The 24,648-nt window shown below is 46.8% G+C and carries 15 protein-coding genes and 1 other RNA gene; 7 read left to right on the top strand and 9 right to left on the bottom strand.

Annotated elements, in window-relative coordinates; genetic code table 11:
* Nucleotides 1-315 precede the first annotated feature (315 nt).
* Together H6F52_RS01905 and H6F52_RS01900 are read left to right on the top strand one after the other, a co-directional pair.
* Nucleotides 316-1,326: an EAL domain-containing protein gene (locus tag H6F52_RS01905; protein ID WP_242032504.1), complete on the top strand. Its 1,011-nt coding sequence runs from the start codon at nucleotides 316-318 to the stop codon at nucleotides 1,324-1,326.
* A 59-nt stretch (nucleotides 1,327-1,385) separates the two neighbouring features.
* Nucleotides 1,386-1,778, top strand: coding sequence for a hypothetical protein (locus H6F52_RS01900; protein ID WP_190429815.1), 393 nt, complete (start codon nucleotides 1,386-1,388; stop codon nucleotides 1,776-1,778).
* Nucleotides 1,779-1,828: 50 nt separating this feature from the next.
* On the opposite strand, the gene H6F52_RS01895 is transcribed toward H6F52_RS01900, so the two are convergent.
* The 7 genes from H6F52_RS01895 to H6F52_RS01865 form a co-directional block, all read right to left on the bottom strand.
* A complete protein-coding gene (locus H6F52_RS01895; protein WP_190429814.1) occupies nucleotides 1,829-2,338 on the bottom strand; it encodes an RNA-binding protein in 510 nt (169 codons plus the stop codon).
* Nucleotides 2,317-3,054 carry a transposase gene (locus H6F52_RS01890; protein WP_242033817.1) on the bottom strand — a complete coding sequence of 246 codons (738 nt, stop codon included), beginning with the start codon at nucleotides 3,052-3,054 and terminating at the stop codon, nucleotides 2,317-2,319. Before H6F52_RS01890 ends, H6F52_RS01895 begins: the two co-directional genes overlap by 22 nt.
* A 566-nt stretch (nucleotides 3,055-3,620) precedes the next feature.
* Nucleotides 3,621-5,774, bottom strand: a complete 2,154-nt coding sequence (locus tag H6F52_RS01885) for a caspase family protein (RefSeq protein ID WP_190531575.1) — start codon at nucleotides 5,772-5,774, stop codon at nucleotides 3,621-3,623.
* 53 nt (nucleotides 5,775-5,827) lie between these two features.
* Nucleotides 5,828-9,364: a tetratricopeptide repeat protein gene (locus tag H6F52_RS01880; protein ID WP_190531573.1), complete on the bottom strand. Its 3,537-nt coding sequence runs from the start codon at nucleotides 9,362-9,364 to the stop codon at nucleotides 5,828-5,830.
* 108 nt (nucleotides 9,365-9,472) lie between these two features.
* A complete protein-coding gene (locus H6F52_RS25955) occupies nucleotides 9,473-10,630 on the bottom strand; it encodes a DUF928 domain-containing protein (protein WP_190531571.1) in 1,158 nt (385 codons plus the stop codon).
* Nucleotides 10,631-10,869: 239 nt separating this feature from the next.
* On the bottom strand, nucleotides 10,870-16,062 hold the full coding sequence (locus H6F52_RS01870) for a tetratricopeptide repeat protein (RefSeq protein ID WP_190531569.1): 5,193 nt from the start codon (nucleotides 16,060-16,062) through the stop codon (nucleotides 10,870-10,872).
* Between the two features lie 58 nt (nucleotides 16,063-16,120).
* Complete coding sequence (locus H6F52_RS01865; protein WP_190415104.1) at nucleotides 16,121-16,273, bottom strand: hypothetical protein; 153 nt, start codon at nucleotides 16,271-16,273, stop codon at nucleotides 16,121-16,123.
* 74 nt (nucleotides 16,274-16,347) lie between these two features.
* Here H6F52_RS01865 and H6F52_RS01860 point away from each other — a divergent pair, with 74 nt between their 5' ends.
* Both H6F52_RS01860 and H6F52_RS01855 read left to right on the top strand, forming a co-directional pair.
* On the top strand, nucleotides 16,348-16,842 hold the full coding sequence (locus H6F52_RS01860; protein WP_190531567.1) for a thioesterase family protein: 495 nt from the start codon (nucleotides 16,348-16,350) through the stop codon (nucleotides 16,840-16,842).
* Between the two features lie 79 nt (nucleotides 16,843-16,921).
* Nucleotides 16,922-17,647 carry a 2-phosphosulfolactate phosphatase family protein gene (locus tag H6F52_RS01855; protein ID WP_190415674.1) on the top strand — a complete coding sequence of 242 codons (726 nt, stop codon included), beginning with the start codon at nucleotides 16,922-16,924 and terminating at the stop codon, nucleotides 17,645-17,647.
* 90 nt (nucleotides 17,648-17,737) lie between these two features.
* On the opposite strand, the gene H6F52_RS01850 is transcribed toward H6F52_RS01855, so the two are convergent.
* Together H6F52_RS01850 and H6F52_RS01845 are read right to left on the bottom strand one after the other, a co-directional pair.
* Nucleotides 17,738-18,160 carry a response regulator gene (locus H6F52_RS01850; RefSeq protein ID WP_190531565.1) on the bottom strand — a complete coding sequence of 141 codons (423 nt, stop codon included), beginning with the start codon at nucleotides 18,158-18,160 and terminating at the stop codon, nucleotides 17,738-17,740.
* Nucleotides 18,161-18,411: 251 nt separating this feature from the next.
* Nucleotides 18,412-19,737, bottom strand: coding sequence for a lipid-A-disaccharide synthase-related protein (locus H6F52_RS01845; protein WP_190531563.1), 1,326 nt, complete (start codon nucleotides 19,735-19,737; stop codon nucleotides 18,412-18,414).
* 224 nt (nucleotides 19,738-19,961) lie between these two features.
* Here H6F52_RS01845 and H6F52_RS01840 point away from each other — a divergent pair, with 224 nt between their 5' ends.
* The 3 genes from H6F52_RS01840 to ssrA all read left to right on the top strand — a co-directional run bounded on the left by H6F52_RS01840 (nucleotide 19,962) and on the right by ssrA (nucleotide 24,458).
* Nucleotides 19,962-22,109 carry a BamA/TamA family outer membrane protein gene (locus H6F52_RS01840; protein ID WP_242033816.1) on the top strand — a complete coding sequence of 716 codons (2,148 nt, stop codon included), beginning with the start codon at nucleotides 19,962-19,964 and terminating at the stop codon, nucleotides 22,107-22,109.
* 64 nt (nucleotides 22,110-22,173) lie between these two features.
* Nucleotides 22,174-23,883 carry a serine/threonine-protein kinase gene (locus H6F52_RS01835; RefSeq protein WP_190531561.1) on the top strand — a complete coding sequence of 570 codons (1,710 nt, stop codon included), beginning with the start codon at nucleotides 22,174-22,176 and terminating at the stop codon, nucleotides 23,881-23,883.
* Nucleotides 23,884-24,066: 183 nt separating this feature from the next.
* Nucleotides 24,067-24,458: a transfer-messenger RNA gene (gene ssrA / locus H6F52_RS01830) on the top strand.
* The last annotated feature ends 190 nt before the right edge of the window (nucleotides 24,459-24,648 follow it).

Below are 24,648 nucleotides of genomic sequence, written 5' to 3'. Positions count from 1 at the left end.
TGGCAAAGTTTTGCCTAAAACGGCTCATGGCAATTTGAGCGCAGCCTATAAGCACATAATGTTTACTACGAGCTTCCCATTTTTTGAAAACTAACCTATAGTACCGTTGGGAATACCTCTTACGCCCTCAGGCAGAAGACAGTTTCAATGGATACAGGGTATTTCCTGGTTTGATATATCTTTATTCCTTAGAAAAAAATATTGGTAGTCTCTGCTGTAATGTCACAGATTCATCCGCTTAATCTGGTTATCCAACCTGATGACAAGGAAACTAGCTGCTGTCTTTCCAGCATTGGGTTTCAGGAGCTTCCTGCCATGCCTCAGCTTCTCTATCAAACTGTAAATAATCGTGAACTGGTTAGTATTTTCGTCAAGATCAGCCAAGTCCTTTCAGAAACCAGTCAAGCTTCCTCACGCTTTTTTCTGACGCGAACCGAGCAAAGGGATTCTTCTATAGAGACATCGTCACGCGATTATCAAAATTTACTAGAAGATTTTTTAAAAGCGCAACCGATTAGTACGATTACCCAGGCGGTTAAATATGCTTGGTTTTTTCAGATTTTAGCGAAGCAGCAAATATTTTTTCACTATCAGCCTATTTTCAATTTATCAACCGGCGAAATAATTGCTTATGAATGTTTGGCACGCGCCAAAGACGAACACGAAGCACACTTCAGCGGTTATCAATTAATTGAAGCAGCCCTTTCGACAAAATTGGCTTACGAGTTTGATGAACTGGCTCGGACAATTTGTTTACAATCAATTGCTAACACCAAGAGTCATCAAACATTTTTTATTAATATCTTACCCAATGTAATCAGCAAAGATCCTGCATCCTTAGAGCAGAACATCAAGTTAATTCTCGACCTAGGATTACAGCCCGAACAAATTGTATTTGAATTAACCGAAGTAGAAGCGCTGGTCAGCTGTCCAAAACTCTTGAAAACCATTAATCGCCTGCGAGAACGGGGGTTTGGAGTTGCTGTAGATGATTTGTGCGCCTGTGTTTCGCCTGACAACTACTTCATGGAGTTTTGCCCCGATTTGATCAAGATAGATCGGCGATTGGTACATGGTTGCAGCCAGCATTCTCTCAAGCAGGTGATGCTCAAAAGTTTAGTGAATTCTGCTCATAACTTGGGAATTCGAGTTGTCGCTGAGGGACTTGAAGACAGGGAAGATGTTGAATTTTGCCGCGATTTAGGGGCAGATTACGGGCAGGGATTTGGCTTAGCAATGCCACAGGTAACTTTGCAGCAGCAACGGCTCGATTTTGTGAAGTCGTCGCTCAGGATTTTGTCTTACACAGATCCCTGCACCTGTTAAAACTAGATGCTGTAACCAGATGCTGTAAGATGCTTTCCTGGTACAACTGACTCTTATCTATGCAGCTTGAATTTATCCCAGTCGAAGAATTTTATTTCGCACTAACCTTAGCCGTTAAAACTTTGGAGGAAGTGGAGCAACCGGGTTTAATAGAACAAGTGCGATCGCGCCTCAACCTCAAATACGGTCAGCCTTCGACCGTTGCCGCAGCCACCCAGAATACGTTTAATTATGTATTTCGGGTTTTAGAGCTAGACAACAGCCCTGCAAGTCAACTGATTGTCTCAGTAGCAGACTGGCAAGGCAAATTGCGTCTAAGCAGTGATTATGGCTGGACTCTCGATGAAGATCGCAAGCCCGTTCGCACCGAACGATTTAACCAACGACCAGAATTTACCAAGCAGCTACGCAGCTACCTGCAAGACTGGTTGCAACTCCCTCTGAGTAATTAGCTTTTAGTTGCTTAGTCATTAGTCATTAGCCTTTGACTAATGACTAACGACTAATTGCTTTGAGCAGCCAACAGTTCCTTCAGCTTCGCCAATTCGCCAGCCCAGCGGGGGTCGGGTTGAAAGGTATCTGATTCATTATTAGATGTTGTCCCTTCAGAGCGTCGCGACTTCTTGTTGCTGCCACCACGACGACCACCGCCGCCTGTGGGAGCGGGAGCGGGAGCGCCACCGCCGCCGCTAGCAGCTTTGTTGGGGTCCTTAATAGGAGCTGGAGCTGCTGGGCGAGGTTCTTCTTCCCCTTCACCCTTAGCTCGTGGCAATGCCTTTTCTATTTTCAGGGGGCTTTCTTGGAACATCTGACCGTTGAACTTTTCAATAATTTCATCAGCCAATTCATCCGTCTTCACGGTTACAAACGCAAAACCCCGACATTTGCCGGTTTTCCGGTCTTTAATCACCTTGGTGGAAACAGAATCGCTCATGTCCCCAAAAAGAGCTTGTAACTCCTGACGGTCTACTTCTTCTTTGGGCAGATTGCCTACATACAAACGGATAGACATGGAAAAATACCTCCAGACTCAATATCTTTAGACAAAAATTGCGATCGCGCGCAAAGCGTATACTCGATTGGGCTGCTCGCACTAAACCCGATCTTCGGTGACAGCTTCTCCCAATCAACCTTACGGCTTATTTGGAGATTTCTCGTTTCAGCGAGAGCCTTTTGATCTACCCCAACTCCACAGCCTGATGGGATGACCGCCGCCTTTTTCTTCATTTTCCTGAAAACGTTTTCATCTCGATTAAGAGCCAATCCGTCATCAGAATAGAAAAACCATCTATCAGCCTGTGTCTTGAAAAATTCCGCCTCACAGCTAGAATCTTCTTGAATCGTGCCAGATGGATGTACTAGCCCATAGAAACGCCTTCCTGCAATCAACCCCTTAAACGCCGAATAGCGCTTCTTCCCGGCACCGATGAGCGCCAAGATAGACACGAATTTTTCCCATCCAGCACCCGTAACAAACTTTGCCAATTTGCTCCCGGCGAGTTTTTTGTTGATCAAGTCTCGATCGGCAACCACCATTAATTGCTTCAATAGCCAGTTGGCAACTTGTTGGTAAAAATTTTGACGCTGGTTTGCAACATTTAACGGTGACAATTCAATCGGCTGGACAGCTTTAACTCGATGCTTACTGCCCTGTTTCTGGCGAGACAACTGACGCTGTAACCGCTCAATCCGCTTCTGGGCTTTCCTATTGTATCGAGGGATTGCCACCTGCTCAACGCAGTTTTGTAATCGTTGAAAAAAAAGTCTTTTATCGGCTGGAAATAAAGAGTTTATTTTTTTAAAATTGCGCTTTTGGCTGCAAGAATCTAGCTTATCTCTAATTGATGCGATTGAACAACTGCTTTGGCAATAGCAGTTAGTATTACAACCTTTTTGTTTCCACCATTTAAAGCGTTCAGCCAACCGATAATTGTACTGCCATCTGAGCGCTTCTATCCATTCCTCCATTGTAACTAACTGCTGCTGACTTGGGCGCAATCGATACTCATGGGCGATTCTCATTAGAGAATTGTATCCTAAATTACTGTAATCTTTGCACTCGACCTTTATGGATATCGAGTGGTTTACAGCAGTATCGAGGCGAGACGTTTGCGATCGCTCCTAATTATTGCAAGATATTAACATTATTTTTAAAGGTATCACGGTCTCTGCTATGGGGCTAGTTTAAACAGCAGATTTCCGTCTTTAGCAGTATCTTCAGGCGTGAAGCACTCAACCTCCACCCCCAAGTGGATCGGTTCTCAAGATACTGCTTTGTGTTTTCGCCGGAACGGTTAAATAACTTCAAAGGTAATCGACATCGCCGCCATCTGAGTTGTATCTACGTTACTCACGCCTTGGGGAGAGTTTCCAGTGCCGCGCGTGCCTTCCGCGAGGTCATCCAGCAAATCGCCGACCACTTGAGTTGGCTCCGAAAGAGCTACGGGGCCTCTTGTATCCCGTGGTGCTAGGTTTCGCAACGCTTGCAGGGCTTTTCGCAGGGGCGTGCTACTGGCAACAATCAGGACTTCTGCGACTCCTTTGGGTTCTTGGGTGACAAGGTTAAATTGATCGTCAGTCCCAGGAATTTGTAGTGTTTGCCCAGCCTTCACCTGCGTAACATCATCGGTCGCCGTCCACTGATTCGGGAAGATTGCCGATATTTCTCCAGTTGGGTCAATGACTAGGACGCTGAAATAGAGGTCGCGCGGCTCGTTATTTGTAATCTGGAACTGCACCGACGTTCCGATCGGTAACTTTCGGGCATCTGAGGGAAGATTTCCTGAAGGATTATTGGAAGAAGTTTTTTGACCGAGACTGCGATCGCTACCGCGAACGGTGAAAGCACTAGCCAAAATTTCATTTTGACCGGCTCGATTCATCGAAGCATTGACGTTTAGGCGCGATGAATTGGTATTCAGAGTGAGTTTGACAATCCTGGCTGCTAGTAAAGATTTCAGTTTGGCTTGCAGGCGACTGACCGCATTGGCTACGGTTTCACCAGCACTGCCAAAGGAGCCAGGAATCGGCTCCATCGCTGGCGAAAATAGACCTAAACTGCCCTCATTCTTCATCCTTCCAAAGATGTATTGCACCTCTTGCTGTTGTAAAGGTACAGCTTCAAGGCGCTTGATCGCTTGCAAAGCTTGCTTCGCCTGCGCGGTGTCGTTGCCTAAAGAGGGATCAAGACCAATTTTTAAAGTTACATCACTGGGAATCCCGCGAGTGCGTTCCTGCAACAGCGATCCGGGTTTGGCAGTTTTTAACAATTTGCCGCGTCCGATTAAGCCTTGACGAGATTCTAACTGCACGACTCCTTGTTCGCGCCCTTGGGAGTCTACTACGGTGAGAAGGGCATCTTGCTCGAAAGCAACTAGACTTTCGGGGTTGAGTCCCCCCAGCCATAATTGAGCTTGGTTGCCCTCTATTTTAGTGATGACAGCTTCTGCTGGAGGCGTTTGTTGACCGATAAAGTACATCGGTTGCTTAAGATTATTGCTGCCTGGTTTTGCCTCAAATTCAGGGTTTTGACGAGATGACATCCGTGTAGTGTCACGACCAATATTGGGGAGGGCGCTGGCAAAAGATTCGCTGCCAGTTTGTTGCCACAGATATTGAGTCATTAAATAAGTAAAAGCACCGGCATAAAAGTCGCTAAAGGGGGCATCTGCGGCATACTGTTCCCGCTTGGCGGAGGCGATGACGACACCTTTGGCGACACCCTCGCGACGGCGACGCACAAATTCAGCGGGTGAGAGATTCAGGCGAGAGAGCCATTGTTCCTGATATTCTATTTCGGCAGGAACTGGTTGAAGTTGGGAACCCCCATCACGCGATCGCACGACTAAATTCCCCCGTTTGCCGCCACCTGAGTGACAGCTATCCAGCACTGCGGTAACGTTCTCTGTCTTCAGGGCATCCATCAATAAAAATAAGGTGTGCCCCATGATGTCCTCGACAACGCCTCTTTCATTGGGAAATCCGGTAGGCAGCGCACTATCGATGGGCACAAAGGTACTATTAAGACACTTCCCTGTCGGGTCTTTGAAGTCGCAGTCGGGATCGGTTACTTGGGAACCATGCCCTGAGAAGTGAAAGACCACGACATCCCCGCCTTTAGCTTGTTTAATCAGGTGTTCTTCAAAGGCATTTAAGATGCCCTTGCGGGTCGCTTGCCCATCAGTCAAGAGCAGAATGTCTTTCGGATTAAAGCCAAATCGGTGAATCAGCAGTTGTTGCTGCAACTCGACATCAGTGACACATCCTCGCAACGGTGCTGTTGGATAGGCATTAATCCCCACCAGCAAGGCAAGTTTCCGAGGCGTTCCTTGAGCGATCGCACGACTAAAGCGATCTCCTTGCTGCATAATCTCCAGCTGGCTCAAACCCAGCGTTGCCAAAGTCGATCCAGCAAACTGCAAAAACTGACGACGCTTAATGTAAGGCATAATTACTTCTAACTAGATTGGTGTTACTGTCTTAACTCAAAACTCAAAATTTTTTAAAGTCCATTTCCAATCAAAATGAACGGTGCCCAATAGTAAGGATGGTCAAATTTTGACTCAGCACCGAGAGGATTTTTGCTTCTAGAATTGGGTATTGCTTCAACATTAATACTGCCGCGACTATCAACATTATTAAGCGCTGGGCTTGAGAAATCACCGTGCAGCAAGCCCAGTTGAGATTGGCGAAGGGCTGTAGCTTTTGTCATTGGTGCCTGCTGTGTACTTTGAGCTAAATAGCCGTAGAATTTTTGCATCAGTTGACTGGTGCTGCGATCGTCCACCAGCCACAAGGAAGCGATTACTGCCTTGGTTCCAGCATTGAGGAAATAGTAGCTGATGCCAGCAATCTCTACACCATCTTGGTCTGGCCCACCCAGTGCCGTTTCGCAAGCTGATAGCACAACCAAATGAACATTGCCCAAATCTTGTAAAGTTTGAATCTGAGAAATTGTTAATTTCTCACCCGTACCTAATAGCAGAAATGAATCATCTGGGCGTCCTGGCACAAATTGACCGTGGGTAGCAATATGCAAAATCTGATGACCTGTAAGATTATCTCGCAAGGTAGGAAAATCAAAAGCATTGTTGAGAAATTCATTTCCCGGATAAATTCCAGTTGTGTCGTTCGGTTTCTTTTGCACGATCGCATCTAATTCTGCGGGGACATTGGGCAGGGAATTAAAGCCAGCCACTGCATGAGATAGCCCTAGCGCTAGAACGGAGGTATTTTCAATGCCAGGAGGAAGGCGATCGCGTACATCTGTTAAGTCAGCAGATAGCACTGTAGAAACGGAGTAGTTCTCAATTAAATATTTTTCACCATCAAACAATGCACTGATGGGAATGTAACGAGTAACCCGATCCATCGAAAAAACTAAATTTTTAATTTTATTCGCTTTGAGTTCGGGTTCAATCGGTTTAATTAGCCAGTCGTAGAGTTGTTTACCCGTCATCTTGACTTCGGAAATATCAGACCGGGAATCTTCTACTAACTGACGGAATTTTAAAACAGATTCGCCTAATTGCCGCTGCGTTACGGGAACTTCCAAGCTTTTAACAATGCCTCCTTTCGATGCCCATAGCAGCCAAATTTTGTCCTTTAGTACGAAGGGATAAATCAGCACGGTACCTGGTTGAGATTCGACGATCTCTTTAGCTTTACTAAGTTTATTGGGGTCAAAAAAGGCATCATCTTGAGCGCGACGGCTGCGGATTTCTTTTTGAATAGTTTCAATTGTCTGATTATATTGTTCGGTCAAAGCCTGAAGCCGATCGTTGAATTGGCTCAATTGGCTGCACCGATTCTGCTTGCACTGTTCAACTTGTTGCCCAAAAGCGATTAACGTTCCATTTTCTTTGAGAATCTTTTCTTCAATGGGATTTAAGGCGATTCCTGAAGTTTTATCTCCAGTTCTCACATTTTTTGTATAGTTGGGTAATTCCTGAATCTTCAACAGTTCTAACACCTGTTGAGCTTCTAAAATTCGTCCTTGCGACAGCAACAAGTTAGTGAAGGCGCGATAGGTGTCGGCAATGGTTTGAGTATATGATTCCTGTTGATCTCGTGGCAGCACTCGTAAATCTTGCCGAATTACTTCGGTGACATTCACGGCTTGCTTATAGAAAGCGATCGCTAATTCTGGCTGATTCTGTTTCTCTAACAGAAAACCCATATTGCCAAGCGCAATTCTTTCTCCCGTCTTATCGCGAATTTCTCTAGCAATTCCCAATGCTTGCTGAAAAAACTCTAACGCTTGGGGATACTGTTCTAACTGGTTGTAAACTCCCCCAATGTTATTCAGAGTAGCTCCAACGCCAGCCCGATCGCCGACGGTTTGACGAATTGCTAAAGCTTGCTGAAAGAACTCCAGCGCCTGGGGATACTGTCCCAACTGGTTAGAAACAACTCCGATATTGTTGAGGGTGACTCCCTCACCCGCCTTGTCGCCAATTTCTTTAAGAATCCCCACCGCCTGCTGATAGAATTTCAACGCTTCGGGATATTGACCTAAATTGCGGTAAGCTTCGCCAAGATTGTTGAGAGTCGTTCCCTCTCCTGCTTTATCGCCGATTTCTCGACGAATCTCCAAAGCTTGCTCGAAGAATGCTAGCGCCTGAGAGTACTGCCCTAAGTTCTCGTATACTCCTCCAATGCTGTTGAGGGTATTTCCTTCACCCGCGCGGTTGCCGATAGTTCTGCGGTTAGCTAACGCTTGTTGATAGAATTCCAGTGCTTGGGGATACTGACCTAAACTATCGTAAACTCCCCCAATGTTGCTGAGCGTGCGCCCCTCACCAGCTTTGTCACCGATGGTTCTAGCAATCTCTAATGCCTGCTGATAGAATTCCAGTGCTTGGGAATACTCGCCCATACTGTAGTACACGCCCCCAATGTTATTGAGAGTCGCCCCCACACCAGCTTTGTCGCCGATAGTTTTAAGAATTCCCGACGCTTGCTGGTAAGACTCCAGCGCTTTTGGATACTGCCCTAGGCTGTCATAAACTGCCCCGATACCAATGAGGGTGCGCCCTTCACCTGTCTTGTCCCCGATCTCTTGGCTAATTGCTAAAGCTTGCTGATAATATTCCAGAGCTTGAGGATAGTTGCCTAAGCTGCGATAAACGACCCCAATGTTGTAAAGGTTACGCCCTTCATTGGCGGGATTGCCGATATCCCGGCTGATTGCTAAAGCTTGTTGATGGACTTCTAGAGCTTGAGGACACCTGCCTAGCTTGCGATAAGTGATGCCCAAGTTATTTAGAGTGCGGACTTCACCCAAGCGATCGCCAATATCCCTAAGAATTTTTAAAGCTTGTTGTTGAAACTCTATCGCCTTTTGATACTGTCCCTGACTGTCATAAACTCCACCAATCGTGTTCAGAGTTCTACCTTCGCCTAGCTTGTCATCTGCTGCTTTCGCCGTTTCCAAAGCTTGCTGGAGGAACTCTAGTGCTTGCGGATATTGTCCCTGACCGCTATAAACAATGCCAATATTATAGAGAGCGTTTCCTTCGCCTACCTTGTCGTCTTTTGTTTTTAGAATTCCCAACGCTTGTTGTAAAATCTCTATTGCTTTAGGAAACTGTCCTAACTCGCGGTAAGTAGCACCAATTTCTGTCAACGTCCGTCCTTCGCCCACCTTGTCGCGCACTTCTTTTCGGAGAGGCAGTGCTTGCTGTAAGGTTTCTAAAGCTTTGGCGTATTGACTCAAGCCGTTGTAAACTTCCCCCAGGCTAGTAAGTGCTTCCCCAACCCCTGGTTTATCGCCAATTCTTTGGCGAATTTCCAGAACTCTTTCTAGGGTTTGCAGAGCTTCTTTAAACTGGCTGTTACGAAATTGCTGAATGCCTAGTTGAAACAGCCGATCTGCCTCAGTTTTTTGCTCTTGTCGAGAGGCGATAAACCGCATTTTTTTTGCCGGTTCCGCCAAAAATCCCGGTAAGGCTAAGGAGTTCGCTGCCACTGGGGAGAAGCAACCGAAAGATAAAAGTAAGGCTGTAGCAAAGCTAAGTTTCTGAACAGGGGGACGCATAAAAATACTGCTACACAAGCGGATTAGCTTTAATATCCTTCATCGCGTTTCTTTTGTAGTAAGTAATTGATATCTGTCAGTCTTCCTAGTAAAAGGTTTATCCACTCGTCAGCGCGATCCTCCTCCTTGCGTCCCGCCAGGAACTGCAATTTCCGCAGGATTGTAAGCGCCACCCCTAAGCTGGGTTCCGCTTCCCGCCTGCCCTCCAGGTGCATTTAAAGTACCAGCAGGTTTAGAGATTGGTGGAGTGCTTCCCTGTGTTTGCTGCGGAAGCAAGGGTGCGGTAGCGATCGCCTCAAGTCCCACTGACTTCAACAAATCTTCCCAGGCGGCTGCTAGCGTAGAATCGTTAGGGCGATCGCGACGTAGCTCAGCCAGAGTAGTCAGAGTTTCATACCAGATGCCAGCTTTTGCATAGATAACTGGACGCTCTTGGGGAGATGCTTGCTGTAATTGACTGGCAAGAGAGGCGCTTAATTCGTTGCGTCGAATCCAGCCTTCAACCGAAATATTACTCCCCCGGTCTTCAGGGTCGCAAAGCAGTGCTAAGGAAAAACGGTATGTTTTTCCAACTTGCAGCGATCGCGCATTTGCTTTTTCAGGGAGGCTAACGCTAACAACACCAGGATTTTGAGAAATCTTGAAAGTGGTCTCGTAAACAACCTGTTTTCCCTCTACATCCCATACCATCAACTCTGCTGCCTGCGGGGCATTTTTAGGAATATAAAAGAAGAAGGTTGGGTATCCTGTAACCGTCACCCCAAAATTCTTACCAGGATTCTTGCCTGGTACCAATGCAGTTAGACGCTTTGCATCAACAATACAGGCGCTACTACCACGCGAGGCTCCTGGTTCTCGAATATTTGGAACTTCTTGCTCTGGAGGATTGTAAACGATACCCCTCAAAGGGAATCCTCCACCTTCCTGTCTATTCTGTGTTCTTGGCTCAAAAGAGACGAGATTGTTAGGAAGTCCTATAACACCCGTCAATTTGGCATTATTCAAATTCACCCTGGTTAAGTTGGCATTGGTCAAGTTAGCACCAGACAAGTCAGCGCCACTTAAGTTGGCACCACTCAGGTTAGCTCCTCTCAAGTCGGCTGCAACCAATTTGGCACCAATCAGGTTGGCATCACTAAGATCGCAATTCAAGCATTTATTGGTTTCCAGCAACCGTTTAAGGTGTTCGGGATTTTCCGCTCTCACTGGCGTAGCGAACCAGAGGACAGATAACAGCCCAGCGGCGGCTAGAATTCTTTGTTTCATTGCATTTGTTGCCTCTCCTGAGCGTTAAGCGCCTCTAGTATAGCCAATCGCCAAAGCATCAACTATCTGAGTTGGGCGTGTTATTATCCATTTCTAATCAGCATCAGAGGTGCCATTTCTAATCAGCATCAGAGGTGCCATTTCTAATCAGCATCAGAGGTGCCCAATCGTAAGCAAGAAGGTGAGAAATTTTTTCCATCTCTTTTACCTTTACCAAGTACCTGAATTTTGATAGTTTTTTAAAGTCCATTTCCTATCAAAATAAACGGTGCCCAATAATACGGATGAGAAAATTTTGAGCCGTTGCTGGGGGTTATCGGCGGTCTAGAACCAGGTATTTGTTCGACAATAATGCCACCGCGAGGATTGGTATTGGCTGCTGTTGAGACATTGCCTTGTAACAGATTGAGTTGAGCTTGGCGCAACGCTTCCGCTTTAGTCATCGCCTTTTCAGAGGTGCCGTTAGCTAAATTTTTATAAAATTGCTGCATCAAAAGACTGGTGCTGCTATCGTCCACGAGCCACAGGGAAGCCATCACCGCCTTCGCTCCCCGGTTTAAGAAGTGGTAAGCCATACTAGCAATTTCTATGCCGTCTTGACGGGGACCAGCCAAGGCGGTTTGGCAAGCTGACAGCACAACCAAATGAATGTTATTTAACCCGGTTAAGGTTTTTATCTGAGGAATCGTGAGTTGTTCGCCGGTTCCTAATAAGATGTAGGATTTATCTGCGCTATCAGGAACAAATACCCCATGAGTCGCTAGGTGTAAAATTCGATAACTTTTCAAATTGTCTTGCAGAGTAGCAAAGTCAAAAGAACGGTTTAAGAACTTTTGACCAGGATAAATTCCCTGATTATTTTTAGTTTCTTGACGCACAATCGCATCGATTTCAGCAGGCACATTTGGTAGAGAACCAAAACCAGGGACAGCATCAGATAATCCCATTGCCAAAACAGGGCTATTTTGAGTGCCGACAGGTAGTTTATCGCGGGTGTCAGTATCTTCTGTCAATACATTGTAGATGGTGTATTTTTCGATTAGGTATTGTTTCCCGTCATAAAGGGCGCTCATCGGAACATAGCGCGTCACTCTATCAAGAGCAAAGACCAAGTTTTTCACCTGGTTATTCTTATTCTGAAGTTCCGCCTCTAAGTCTTTGATTAGCCAGTTATAAAGTTTTAGACTAACTGCTTGTATTTTAGTAGCTTCATCAGAACCGCAATGAGCAACCTTCTCACACTCCTTCATTAAATCGCGAAACTCTTTGACTACCTTTCCTAATTCATCTCTTCCAACGTTAACCTTAACGGTTTTGACTGCACCCCCTTGAGCATATAGTTGTAACCACAGTTCGTTTTCTAGAACCAAGGGATAAATCATCACCGTGCCTGGTTGTGCTTCGACAATCTCTTGAGCTTTTGCTAGTTTGTTTGGGTCAAAGAAAGCGTCATCTTTGGCACGGTTAGCGCGAATTTCTTGGTCAATCTTCTGCAATTGTTGGTCAAATTCAACAATCAGAGAGGTACGACGAGTAGTAAGCTCTTTAAGTTGACTACAGTTGGTACTTTCGCACTCATTAATTTGCCTTGCTAAGGCAATAATAGACTCGCTTTGAGCAGGAATCTTTGTCTCCGTTGGAGAGAGTGGAATATTAAGCTTATCCCCCGTAGTACCTCTAGGACTGATGGCTTCGCGAATTTCCTGCTCTCTCAATAGTTGCTGCACTTGTAGGGCTTCTTTATCCCGTCCTTGGGAGAGCAACAAGGCTGCTAACTGACGATAAATATCAGATACCCTCACCTTGTCGAAATCAACTGTTGCATCTAAGAAAGAGTTTTGTAACTCTTGTGGTAAGCCTTCGATACCGCGTCTGACTTCCTCAATTTTGTTAACCGATTGCTTATAGTAAGTAATGGCAACACTTGACTGATTCAAATCGTGGTATATACGAGCTAATCCTGAATAAATGAAAGCATCAGCGCCAGGAGCTTGATTATCGGTTGCGATCGCAAGTGCTTGTTGATATATCTCAATGGCTTCTTCTTGGCGTCTAAATTTGCGATGGATATGTCCAACCAGAGTAAGAGCTTGTTTTTCCCAAACTTTATTTTGGACTTTTCTAGTAAAATTCAACCAAGTTTGAGCGGCTTCCATTGCTTGTTTGTCATTACCCAATTGCCCGTAGCCAAGACTCAGCAATATATTAGCAAATGCTTGGATTTGCGGCTCTTTAATTTCTCCAGCAATTGCTAATCCTTCTTGAGCGGATTCAATAGTTTTTTGTGGATTTCCTTGGGCAAAATAGTTTTGGGCGATAAAAAGCAGCACAAGGCTTTCGTCAAAGCGATTTTTGAGTTGACGTAGTATGGGCAGTGCTTGTTGATAGAATTCGTTACTTTTTTGGTAATCCCCAAGCTCAGCATAAACAATCCCCAGAGAAGTTAGCGGTAAGGTCTGTGCTGCTGGAATATTAGTTTCACGGGCAATTTTCAAACTTTGTTGAAGTGAATCCCATGTTTTCTGATATTCACCTAAATCTTTGTAGCGGTTACTCAACCGAGCTAAAGCATGGGATTCTAGCCTACGATTTTTTAATTCTCGCGCAATTGCTAATCCTTGCTCTACTAACTGTTTGCCTTCTGTGTATTTGCCAATAATTCCGTAAGAGTTTCCTAACTTGATTAGTAACTCTGCTTCTTGTTCGCGATTATTTATTTTCCTTGCCTGTGCTAAACTTGGCTCTGCAACTGCAATTACTTTTTGATATTCTCCCAAAGCCTCATACATTCCACTAAGAATAGTCGCCGCCGCTACTTCTCCAATGAAATCTTTGTTTTTGCGCGATATCTCCAAAGACGTTTGTCCTACTGCTATCCCCTGTTCGTATTCTCCTTGAACTCTGTAGGCGTCGCTGAGAGCATTTAAAGCTAGGGCTTCACGAGAAGTATTTTGCCTTTGTCGTGCTAAAGTTAAAGCTTGCTTGGCTGTTTCCACGGCTTTGGTAGTATCACCTAACAAGCCATAACTCTGGCTTAGGGACGTTAAAGCACTGATTTCATAGTTGTTCAGTTCTGCCTTTTGCACTACTGCCAACCTAGCTTGAGCAAACTCCACCGCTTTTTGATAGTTACCTTGGTTGGAGTAAATTTCTTCAATAATATCCAAAGCATTCTGCTCTAGTTGGGGGTTTTCTAGCTGCTTGGCAATTGCTAAACATTGCTCAGCCGACTGCAACGCTAAGGGATAGTTTCCCTGTTTGTTGTAAGCGCTGCTCAAGCTTGCCAGTGCCTTTGCTTCAAGGGAGGATTCTTTGATTTTCCGCGCAATGGTTAAGGCTTGCTGACTGACTTCAATGGCTTTCGGAACATTTTTGAGAGGTACATTGTATAAGAAAGCCAACCGCAGCAGCGCGTCTACTTCTAATGCAGGTTTACCAAGGGTTTGTGCACGCTTTAATAGCTGTTGCGCCCAATCAATAGCTTTGTCATATTCCCCAAGATTGCTGTAACTCAGGCTTAAGCCATCTAGGGCACTCGACTCTGTGCTTAACGCACTATCTTGTAAATTTGGCAATAGTTTAGCGATTTCGATTTGTCGCGCTGCGGCTAATGCTTGCTGGTAGGTTTCGACTGCCTTTTGATTTTCTCCAAGTACGTTATAGGTGCTGGCTAAAGTGAGTAAAACATCTGCCTCACCCCGTTTATTATTTTGCTGTCGTGCAATTTCGACTTGTCGCAACCTGATTTCAATATATTTGCGAGAGTCGTCCTGAGTATTGTAAATGCTAGCAAGCTGAGTCAGAGCTGAGTCTTCAATACCTAAATCCTTGGTTTCTCGCGCAATGCTCATCGCTTGTTGTAACACTTCAATCGCTTTTCGCTCGTCTTGAAAGAAGCTGTAAGCTGCTCCCAGATGAATTAAAGCACTTGCTTCTGATTTTGTTTTTTTCAATTCTCTGGCAAGGTTTAAAGCTTCCTGTGCCAACTCTATCACGCGAGAATACTCTGCTTTTGCTTGAGGATACACCCCTCTGTTGACAAATGATATGGCTGTTGAGCTATATATTCCACTTAACAAGATTAGGGTTTCTAGTTGAGCGGGTTTATCCTCGATTTCTCGGCGAATAGCTAATGATTTTTGAAGGAATTCAATGGCTTGCTCGTCTTTACCTTGCAAATAGTAAGAACTTCCGATTAGAGATAGAAAGTTAGACTCTTGGGGCTTATCTTGGGTTTCTCGTGTAATCGCCAGTCCTTGTTGATAGAATACGATCGCTTGCTCATATTGATTTTGACTAAAGTAAATATAGGCTATTCCAGAGAGAACATTGGCTTCTTGCGCTTTATTGGGAATGGCTTGCGCGATTGCCAGAGCTTGTTGCTTAAAGGCGATCGCTTGCTCGTATTGCTTAAGACTGCTGTAAGCCTTCCCTATGAATAGAAGAATGCCAACTTCTTGGGACTTATTCTTTACTTCTCTAACAACAGGGAGGGATTGTTGGTAAAAAGCGATCGCTTGCTCATATTGTTTTTGATTAAAGTAAGAATCTCCCATTCCTTCGAGAATGCCAGCTTCTACTAGGTGAATTCCTACGGCTTGAATAAGAGGCAATGCTTGCTGATAAAATTGCAAAGCCTGGTCATACTTGTCTTGATTAAAGTAAGTTAAGCCGATCTGATAGAGAGTTTCCCCTTCACCTACACGGTTTTGTACTTCGCGGCTGAGGGCTAACGATTTCTCCAACCACTCCAAAGTACGAGGATACTCTTTCATGCCTCGATAGACTGTCCCCATTCGGCGCATAGTAATTCCTAGTAGAAATTTATCCCCTAATTCTTGTTGGATTGCCAGCGCTTGCTGTAAGCTTTCTAAGGCTTTGGGATATTGCTGAAGACCACCCGCGTAAAGCGTGCCAAGACTACTGAGGGTTTTACTTTCTCCTGCTTTGTCTTGTACTTCCCGACGAATCGCCAAAGCTTGTTGCAAGGTTTCTAAAGCTTTGTCATTTTGGTCATTCCAGAAATAACTCAAGCCAATATTATCTAGGGTTTCTCCTTCCCCTGTACGATCTTTTAATTCTCTGCGAATAGCCAAAGCTTGCTGCAAAACATCTAAAGCTTTGTCAGGTTGCCGCAACCAGTAGTAAACCTCGCCGATGTTGTTCAGGGTTTGCCCAATTCCGGCTTTGTCATTCAGTTGTTGCTGTATTTCTAGCACCCGTTGATAGGTGGCGAGTGCCTTTGGGTATTGCCCTTGACGATACTGCTGTACGCCTTGTTGGAAAAGTCGGTCTGCTTCAGTTTTCCGGTCTGTAGAGGTTGGTGCCTGTGCTAAAGCGCTTTCAGAAGGATCAAGGATCAAGGATGAAGGGTGAAGGGTGAGAAGCAGGGTAATCGTGAGAAGACTGAGGTGATAGACGCGACGATGCATGAGACGACTCCTCTACAAGCGGTTTAGCAGATGGCTGGCTTAGAAATTGGTTATTTCATCAGTAGGGAATCGGCAAAAACCCGATGCTTTCTGAGGAAATTACGGTTGGCAAGCAGAAAATTTCTATGCTACTGGAAGAGATCCACGCTTGCGATCGCTCGTTACGGAAGGATCGCACTGAGAATAGCCCTCGCGCAGGAAGAAGAGTCATCTAACGATCTCAGGAGGCGATCGCGCTCAGTCTAGAGGTACAATCCTCTAGGTGTACTGAGGACGATAGGCAACGTGTCAGAAGAACCACAAACCTCGCCATCACTGCCACCTACGGGCGCGATTGAAAGCGTCTCTCTAACAGCTACGACAGAGAACTGGTTTGAATACCCAGTCAAGGCGCATCCTCACCATACTGACTATGCAGGGATTGTCTGGCATGGCTCCTATATTACCTGGATGGAAGAGGCGCGGGTGGAATGCCTGCGCTCAATTGGCATCGAATTTGCAGATTTAGTCGCTTTGGGATGCGATATGCCGGTTGTGGATCTTTCGGTGCGCTACCACCGCCCTCTGCGGATGGGAATGAGTGCGGTGCTGAAGACGCGCATGGCAGATACCGAGGGCGTCCGCATCAATTGGGATTATCAGATTCAATCTACGGATGGGCGAGAGTTGTACGTCACTGCCAAAGTCACATTAGTGGTAGTGGATCGAGAGAAGGGTAAGATTATGCGCCAGTTACCACCGACCATGAAAGATGCGTTAGCACGACTTTCGGCGGTTTAATCTAAATGGGTAAGCTTTTGTACCTAATGCTCCCTAAAATGTTAAGTCAATAGTTTTGATTGCAGGTAAAACCTTAATTGTGAAGTTATTTGTATACCACACGCCCGAACTGACGCCCTCCGACAGCGTACCAGAGTGCGCGATCGCCATCGATGTACTCCGCGCTACGACTACTATCGCCACCGCCCTGAATGCGGGTGCTGAGGCTGTCCAAGTCTTTAGCGATATGGGAACCTTGATGCAAGTCAGCGAACAGTGGCAAGCCGATCTCCGGTTGCGCGCTGGTGAACGAGGCGGTGCTAAAGTGTCTGGCTGCGATTTGGGCAATTCTCCCCTGGATTGTACGCCAGAGCGCGTACAGGGACGACGATTATTTATCAGTACTACGAATGGCACTCGCGCCCTAACGCGAGTACAGAAGGCTCCAGTGGTTCTGGCAGCAGCGTTAGTGAATCGTCAAGCGGTGGTAGAATACGTTCTCAGCAAGCAGCCAGAGACGGTTTGGCTGCTGGGATCGGGTTGGGAAGGTAGTTTTTCTCTGGAGGATACGGTGTGTGCAGGTGCGATCGCTCATTCTTTGCAAGAGAAAGGTTCGCTAGAAATAGGTAACGATGAAGGATGTGCCGCGATCGCTCTTTACCAGCAGTGGCAAAATAATTTACTAGAGTTGTTCCACCACGCTAGTCACGGTCAACGGCTGTTACGCCTCGATTGTCAAGAAGACCTGAAATATTGCTCCCAAACCGATATTTTAGATGTGCTGCCGATTCAACGAGACATTGGAGTGTTGGTTAAGAATATCTAAGCACGCCTTATTACTTTTCTCCGTCTGTAGAATGCAGTTTACTAAGCGAATACCAAGGGGAAATGTATTACTTATAAAGTCATGAAGCATCTAACTGGGTGGATTTGCGATCGCTCGATTAGATGCATCACTATCTTTAGAATTCAGCAGTCGTTTGATTTCATTCAAAATGATGTCTAACCCTGCATCTTTCGCTAAAAAAGCATCGGCTTCCGGACAGATTTCTCTGCCAAATTCTAATTCATTGGCACTAATAAAGCCGGTTGCTAAAACTAATAAGGGAGGATTTATAAAATCATTTTTGATATGATTGATGATCTCGCAACCATCCATGCCTTTTTCATAAGGAGCGGGGGGAATAGAGAAATCTATAATCAGTAAATCGTAACTTTCTATTTCTTGTAAAAAAGTAAAGACTGTTTTATAAATATGAACTTCAAAATCTTTTCGTAAAAATCGCTCGATAATCAAACACCAATTTTCATCATCATCCAATACACCTATCTTGTACATGGATTTTGATCCCTCTCTAATCAATAGCTGGGCGAAGCCCAAACCTAAAATGTATTCGCTCAGCTCAAAGCAATCTACTCTCAACGAAACTCATTCTTTATTCTCTATTATAGTTGGGACATCAACTCAATTAAATAAACGGGGTGGGCATGAGTTGGGCAATCATTTCTTTCAACAAGGCTACGCCATCAGAGTAGGGGAAGAACAACTTTGCTCCCCTACTGTCAGTGGCAATTAGCAATGGGTTGAGCCTAAATTGAAAAGTAAAAACCCAACAAGCGTTCCATCACACAAGCCGCAATCCGCTCGGCGGCTCCCGCTTCTCCCATGCGGCGGCGTCCATTTTCAGCAATCAGTTGCAGCCGATCGGGGTCGCGTAATAAATATTGCACAACCCCGGCGACTTTAGCGGGTTGTTCTACCAAAATCAGGGAGGGTCCTAGCAGGCGAGATTGAGCTTCGGCAAAGGCGCTCGTAAACTGAGGGCCTTCTCCGGGGATCGCGATCGCGGGTTTCCCCAATCCGACAAACTGCTCCGTTGCCGTACCAGCCATTGCGATCGCTAAATCGGCTTGATTTAAGCAATCGTTATAAGCGTGCTGAGTCAGAATTAGAGTGCCATTTTCTTTCGTAAAAGTCAGTGCTTCTGGGTCAGAAATCGGTGAGGGAGAGAATTTCTCACTTTCTCCCGGTGCATTAGATTCTCGCCAATCCTGAGCTATAAGGGTTTGGCGCAAAGGATCTAAATTTAACCCCAGTGCGATCGCTCCCAGGAATAGGACGGGTCGAGGTGCAAACCCCTGCATTAACCCCACACAAGCTTGCATAATTTGCTGCCAATTGGCATAAGCTTCGGGAGGTCTAGAACCGGGGAGAAGAGCCACAATTAGCGATCGCCTCATCTCTTCCTGTTCAGCATTTGACGAATAAAATATTGCCCTGGATCTCGGCGGTTCCAGACCGTCCATCATCGGGTTCCCTAAATCAAACGCCGGGATAGACCACTTTTGTAACATCTGAGTTGTCAGCCCATCTCTGGGAAACACCGCCTTACAACGCCGCCGACTCATCAGCCACCGTTCCCAAGGCAAGTAAACAGACCCAGACCAACCTTCCCAGCGCCCTCGTTGATCGCGCCGTGGCAATGGCCCCGCTTCATCTCGCAAATAATATTCCGATTTAGCCGTACCCACAAAAGCATAGGGAACGCCGCTTAACCAGCCAAACAACAGCGGGACAATATCCCCCACCGCCAGGATTACCCCTCTACCTCGCTCCTTGGGTCTGCCTGGGGACGCCCACTTTCGGATTGCGCGGTGCTGGGCGAGGGTGAGCTGTAATAAACCGCCCTGTACATCTCGCACCAGTTGACGCCCATCCATATAGATAAAGCCACCGGAGGGCATCGTCTGCACGGGGCCAATGATCGGGATATCTAGCTCAGCATAAGCTCGCCCATCGCCTACCAATGGCAAGGCTGCTAGTTCCAAAGAATGAGACTGTTGCTGAAGTTGTTGCAAAATCCGGACGGCAATGATGTCCTCCCCATGACCATTGCTGAGGCACAGTACCCTCATCCCAGACCTCCACAGATTTTAGATTTTCGATTGTTTGTCCATCGCCAATCCAAAATCCAACCTTCCTGACTCCAGAGAAGCCAGGGAAAAATTTCCAAATTCAAAATCGACGAATGGAACCAGACGGCAATAGCGAGTGTCAAATTTAACAAAACCTCGTAAGCGATAAGCAATTAGCGATTTTACACTAGCTACCGTCTTATACCATTTCGCTGGATATCTGTATGCAATCTCCTTCTCCTCCTCTCTCTCCCTGGTTTTCTATAATGCGCGTTCCTTCTTTGGCTATTTGCACTTTAGCGGTTTTGGCTGCGAGCGATCTCAGTTCTCTGGCTAGCGCCAGTACAACTTCTTCCTCTCCAACCCAGACACCAAACGCTGAAGAAGTTGTCGTTGTCCCGGTCACTTCCGATGTGCCCTCCTCAACAGCCGCAACTCAAAAAATAGCAGATGCTCAGGTCGTTGTCCCCGTTAGTTCGGGTACGCGCCAGCCATCCGCGCCAGCTCAACAACCCGTCAATCCTGAGGTAGTTGTTCCCGTTAATTCTGCCACCACCCGCCCCGCGAGAGCCATTGCGGCACCGGAAACCCGGACACTGCCTCAATTTACTCAGACGACTCGCGTTCCCCAAAAAGCGCCTGCTAGCTCTCTCAATTCACCAGATTTGGTCGTGACCGCGACAGGTATTGAGGTAGCGGGAGCGACACCAGAGTTGCAGCAAATTGTCCGTCAAACGATTAAAACTCGTCCGGGTGGAGATACCAGTCAAAGCCAGCTGCAAAAGGATGTAACGGCGATTTTAGCGACCGGACTATTTACTGATGCCAACGTAACCAGTTATACCGAGCCAAATGGACTGAGAACAGTCTTCGAGGTGAAACCCTTGGTGGTGCGATCGCTCAAACTTTCCGGTGCCCAAGCCCTGACCCCAGCGGTTGCCAACGATATTTTTAAATCCCAACTGGGGGCAAAAATTAGCCCCAATGCCCTCAACCAAAGTGCCGAACAAATTAACCAGTGGTACAAGCAAAATGGTTATGTGGCAGCACAAGTGCTAGCCGTGCAACCCAGCCGCGATGGGGTAGTCACCATTGAAGTCGCTGAGGGTACCGTTGGGAATGTGAAAATCCGCTTTTTAGACAGCGAGGGCAAGCCAACCAAAGGACGCACCCAAGAAAATTTCGTCCGTCAGGAGTTAAAACTGAAGCCGGGTCAACCCTTCCGGGTCGATGCGGCACGGACAGACTTGCAACGGCTGTATCAGTTAGGGCTGTTTGACAACGCGGATGTTTCCCTCAGTGGTGATTCTCGAAAAGTTGACGTGAGCTACGACCTGACCGAACGCACTTCCCGCGCCATCAACGTTGGGGGTGGTTACAGCGAGAACAGTGGCATCTTCGGCAGCATTAATTATAAAGACCAGAATTTTGGGGGCATTAACCAGCAGGTGGGTTTGAATGTCCAAGCAAGCCGCAGCGACTTACAGTTTAATGGGAATATTACCAGTCCCTATCGCGCCAGCAATCCAGACCGCCCTGGATATAGTATCGAGGCATCTCGACAGCGGCAACTTTCCGAAACCTTCAATGAAGATGTTAAGTTGCCGAATGGGGACAAAGTTCGGGAAGGGCAGTTTGGCGGCGGCGTCACCTTCACGAAACCTGTAGGCGATGTGCAGGCATCGGTAGGCGTGAACTACACCCGCACTAGCATCCGCGATAGCAAAGGCAATCTCTCACCCGTAGATGAATTAGGAAATCGCCTTTCCTATAGCCAAAACGGTATCGACGACAAAGTTTCCGTGTCTGCTGGGATCGCACAAGACAAACGAGACAATCCAATTAACCCAACCAAAGGCTCGGTCGTCAGCCTCAGTACAGAACAATCGATCCCGGTTGGGAACGGCAGTATCTTGATGAACCGGGTTAAGGCAAACTACAGCCAGTACATACCCTTTAATTTAACCAACGGTGCAACTCCAGATGTATTAGCCTTCAACGTGCAGGGAGGCACAACCATCGGCAATCTCCCTCCCTATGAAGCCTTTAATCTAGGTGGCATCAATTCTGTACGGGGCTACGGAAGTGGTGATGTTGCCAGCGGTCGCAGCTATGTGTTAGCCTCTGCCGAGTATCGCTTCCCAGTTTTTAAGCCGGTAGGTGGCGTTTTATTCGCTGACTTTGGCTCCGACTTAGGCTCTGGCGATACGGTGCCGGGAGAACCTGGAACTGTCCGTGGCAAACAAGGAACTGGCTTTGGCTACGGCGCTGGTGTGCGCGTCCAATCCCCGATTGGCTTGCTCAGGGCTGACTTTGGTATCAACGACCACGGTGAAAGCCGACTCCAATTCGGCATCGGTCAAAGGTTCTAACATCGGAAGGAAGAGAAATTTAAAATGAGTTCAAATTAGCTCATCCTTCATTCTTGGTGATTGCATGGACACGCTAGTTGGCAAAACTTTGCAGGGTGGCAAATACACTCTCGATCGAGAACTGGGACGGGGTGGCTTTGGCGTTACCTTTCAAGCCACCCACCACTACTTGGGTCAACCTGTAGTCATTAAAACGCTTAACGATTCCCTCTGTCGGCATCCTGACTTTGCCAGATTTGGGCGTCAGTTTCAGGATGAAGCAAGACGTTTGGCGTTGTGCGTCCATCCCAATATCGTTCGGGTTAACGATTTCTTTTTGGAAGCTGGGTTGCCCTACCTGGTAATGGACTATATTGCGGGTCAAACTTTGCAAGAGGTCGTGTTTCCGGACAAGCCGCTGCCAGAGTCCGCTGCTATCCACTTCATGCAGCAGATTGGGGCAGCAGTCAAAGTGGTGCATCAAAATAATCTGCTGCATCGGGATATCAAGCCCCAGAACATCATTCTGCGCCAAGGAACTCAAGAGGTGGTGCTGATTGACTTTGGGATTTCGCGGGAGTTTACGCCAGACTCAACCCAAACTCACACAAGTATTGTTTCCGAAGGGTATGCTCCCATTGAGCAGTACCTGCCCCAAGCAAAGCGCACCTCAGCGACGGATGTTTATGGGTTAGCCTCCACACTTTACGCGCTGTTAACGGCAACAGTACCAACGCCTGCGGTACTCAGAGACAGGCAACCGATGCCAGCGCCCCGCGACTTAAAACACTACCTAAGTCCGGCGGTAAATCAGGCGGTGATGCGCGGGATGGCTGTTGATGCTCAATATCGACCTGGCAGTGTAGATGAGTGGCTGTCTCTGTTGCCAGATCTTCAGTTTGGAGGTTCCACTGCCGAAACAATGCCGCCAACTCGTACAGTGGCAACTATCCCAGCGATCTCTCCATCACCGCCTAGAGGCGAAGCTTTGGTGGGAAAAAATTCGGGTTCAAGAAATGGAGGCGCGATCGCTTCGCCCGTACCAGAAGAGAGAAACCATCAATCCAGTTCTTCCTTCTTCCGAAATCCCCGCAGTCTTTTCATTGCTACAGGAATCGCGATCGCATCCGGTTTAGCGATCGCGTTGAGTTCTGTCTGGCGTCAGCCTCAACCGCCTGACGCTTCCCCTGTTGCCCAACCGGAATCCCAGCCGCAAAATCAGCCACAAGAGGCCCAAACTGTCACTCCCGAATCCGTAGAGAAAGTTAATAGCACCCCTACTGAGTCTGAACGGCAACCCGTTGAAGTTCAAAAATCCTTCCGCAGAAAATCTCAGCAGCGGGTTAAGCGCGATGTTCCTGCAAACACTTCATCGAAATCCCCGAACTCAAACAAGCCGCAATCTAATCGTGAGGCGAACAAGAACGCCGGACAGGCAGAAATAGAACGCAGGGAGCAAAAACAGCCGGTTCCTACATCCGAACAAACTCTGCCACCGGCTGCTAACAATCCACAACCTTCTCCCGCTTCGGAACAGCCGCCACCATCCCCGGTTGCCAATCCGCAGCCTCCCGCCGCTTCGGAAGCGACGCCGCCATTCCCTCGCAGCGAGCGCAAGCCAACTAATCCTGCTCCCTCATCTGCACCAGAGACTTCCGCACCGCCAGGTTCAGTTGTCGTGCCAGTTGTTAAACCAGAAACTCAATCCCAACCGGAATCGGAAAAAAAATCTAAGCCGGACAAGCCGGAAAACCCGGACAAGCCGGAGAAATCGGACAAACAGAAGGATAATTAGCTACTGCTTGTATCGACGTTTGCACAATTGGGAGCGATCGCTTTTCCCTCTATATTTAGGATGCCAACCGCCGATTAAACCGAACTGAATCGTTCGGCTATTACTCCCGAAAACTGTCTCTGGAAACCTTGTTAAATTCAGTCATTCCTTCAACAAATAACTATAATAGAATATGTGAGACAGGGGGCCTTAATGGTTTCGACAGGTTGGCGAACGCTGCCCCGTGATTCAGGTCGAGAGTGAGTCTTCTCTCGTTAATACTGGACTCAAAAAAAAGTAACTGCGAAAAACAACATCGTAGCATTCGCTCGTCAGGCAGCTGTCGTTGCCTAAAAACCTCATCTTAGGTTTCTGAGCGTCTGTAGTCTGACTCCGTTAAGGGCTACAGAACAACCCCAACGGATGCGATAGCAAGTCGTCTCTGGTAGATTTGCTAGCTAAGACCTCATCAGAGAATCCTGTCATCCGGGATAATGGATGGTTCCCGCCTTGAGGGTTAGATAGGCTAAACCTGTGAATGAGCGATAGGTTAATACCCAATTTGGACACGGGTTCGATTCCCGTAGGCTCCACTTCTAATTACTTTTTAAAACCACCTTCTACCCAAAAGTACAAGGTGGTTTTTGCTTTTAATAAGTTTAGTTTTAATTAATAGACCTCTTGCAAAAGTCGTCGCTGGGGTAATATGAGGTCTGAAATTATGCGCTCGCTCACCTGTCTTCTACGCTCACCCCGGGTAATTCATAAGTAAAACTAATGAAATAC

Origin of the sequence: Coleofasciculus sp. FACHB-542, from assembly GCF_014695825.1 — a bacterium.
Taxonomy (GTDB): Bacteria; Cyanobacteriota; Cyanobacteriia; order Cyanobacteriales; family FACHB-T130; genus FACHB-T130.
This window is presented reverse-complemented; position numbering and strand designations above follow the sequence as displayed.

Coding starts and splice junctions, on each gene's coding strand:
- H6F52_RS01905 (WP_242032504.1), top strand. CDS start 316: ATGCCTCAGCTTCTCTATCAAACTGTAAATAATCGTGAACTGGTTAGT.
- H6F52_RS01900 (WP_190429815.1), top strand. CDS start 1,386: ATGCAGCTTGAATTTATCCCAGTCGAAGAATTTTATTTCGCACTAACC.
- H6F52_RS01895 (WP_190429814.1), bottom strand. CDS start 2,338: ATGTCTATCCGTTTGTATGTAGGCAATCTGCCCAAAGAAGAAGTAGAC.
- H6F52_RS01885 (WP_190531575.1), bottom strand. CDS start 5,774: ATGCCTTACATTAAGCGTCGTCAGTTTTTGCAGTTTGCTGGATCGACT.
- H6F52_RS01880 (WP_190531573.1), bottom strand. CDS start 9,364: ATGCGTCCCCCTGTTCAGAAACTTAGCTTTGCTACAGCCTTACTTTTA.
- H6F52_RS25955 (WP_190531571.1), bottom strand. CDS start 10,630: ATGAAACAAAGAATTCTAGCCGCCGCTGGGCTGTTATCTGTCCTCTGG.
- H6F52_RS01870 (WP_190531569.1), bottom strand. CDS start 16,062: ATGCATCGTCGCGTCTATCACCTCAGTCTTCTCACGATTACCCTGCTT.
- H6F52_RS01865 (WP_190415104.1), bottom strand. CDS start 16,273: ATGACTCTTCTTCCTGCGCGAGGGCTATTCTCAGTGCGATCCTTCCGT.
- H6F52_RS01850 (WP_190531565.1), bottom strand. CDS start 18,160: ATGTACAAGATAGGTGTATTGGATGATGATGAAAATTGGTGTTTGATT.
- H6F52_RS01845 (WP_190531563.1), bottom strand. CDS start 19,737: ATGAGGGTACTGTGCCTCAGCAATGGTCATGGGGAGGACATCATTGCC.
- H6F52_RS01840 (WP_242033816.1), top strand. CDS start 19,962: ATGCAATCTCCTTCTCCTCCTCTCTCTCCCTGGTTTTCTATAATGCGC.
- H6F52_RS01835 (WP_190531561.1), top strand. CDS start 22,174: ATGGACACGCTAGTTGGCAAAACTTTGCAGGGTGGCAAATACACTCTC.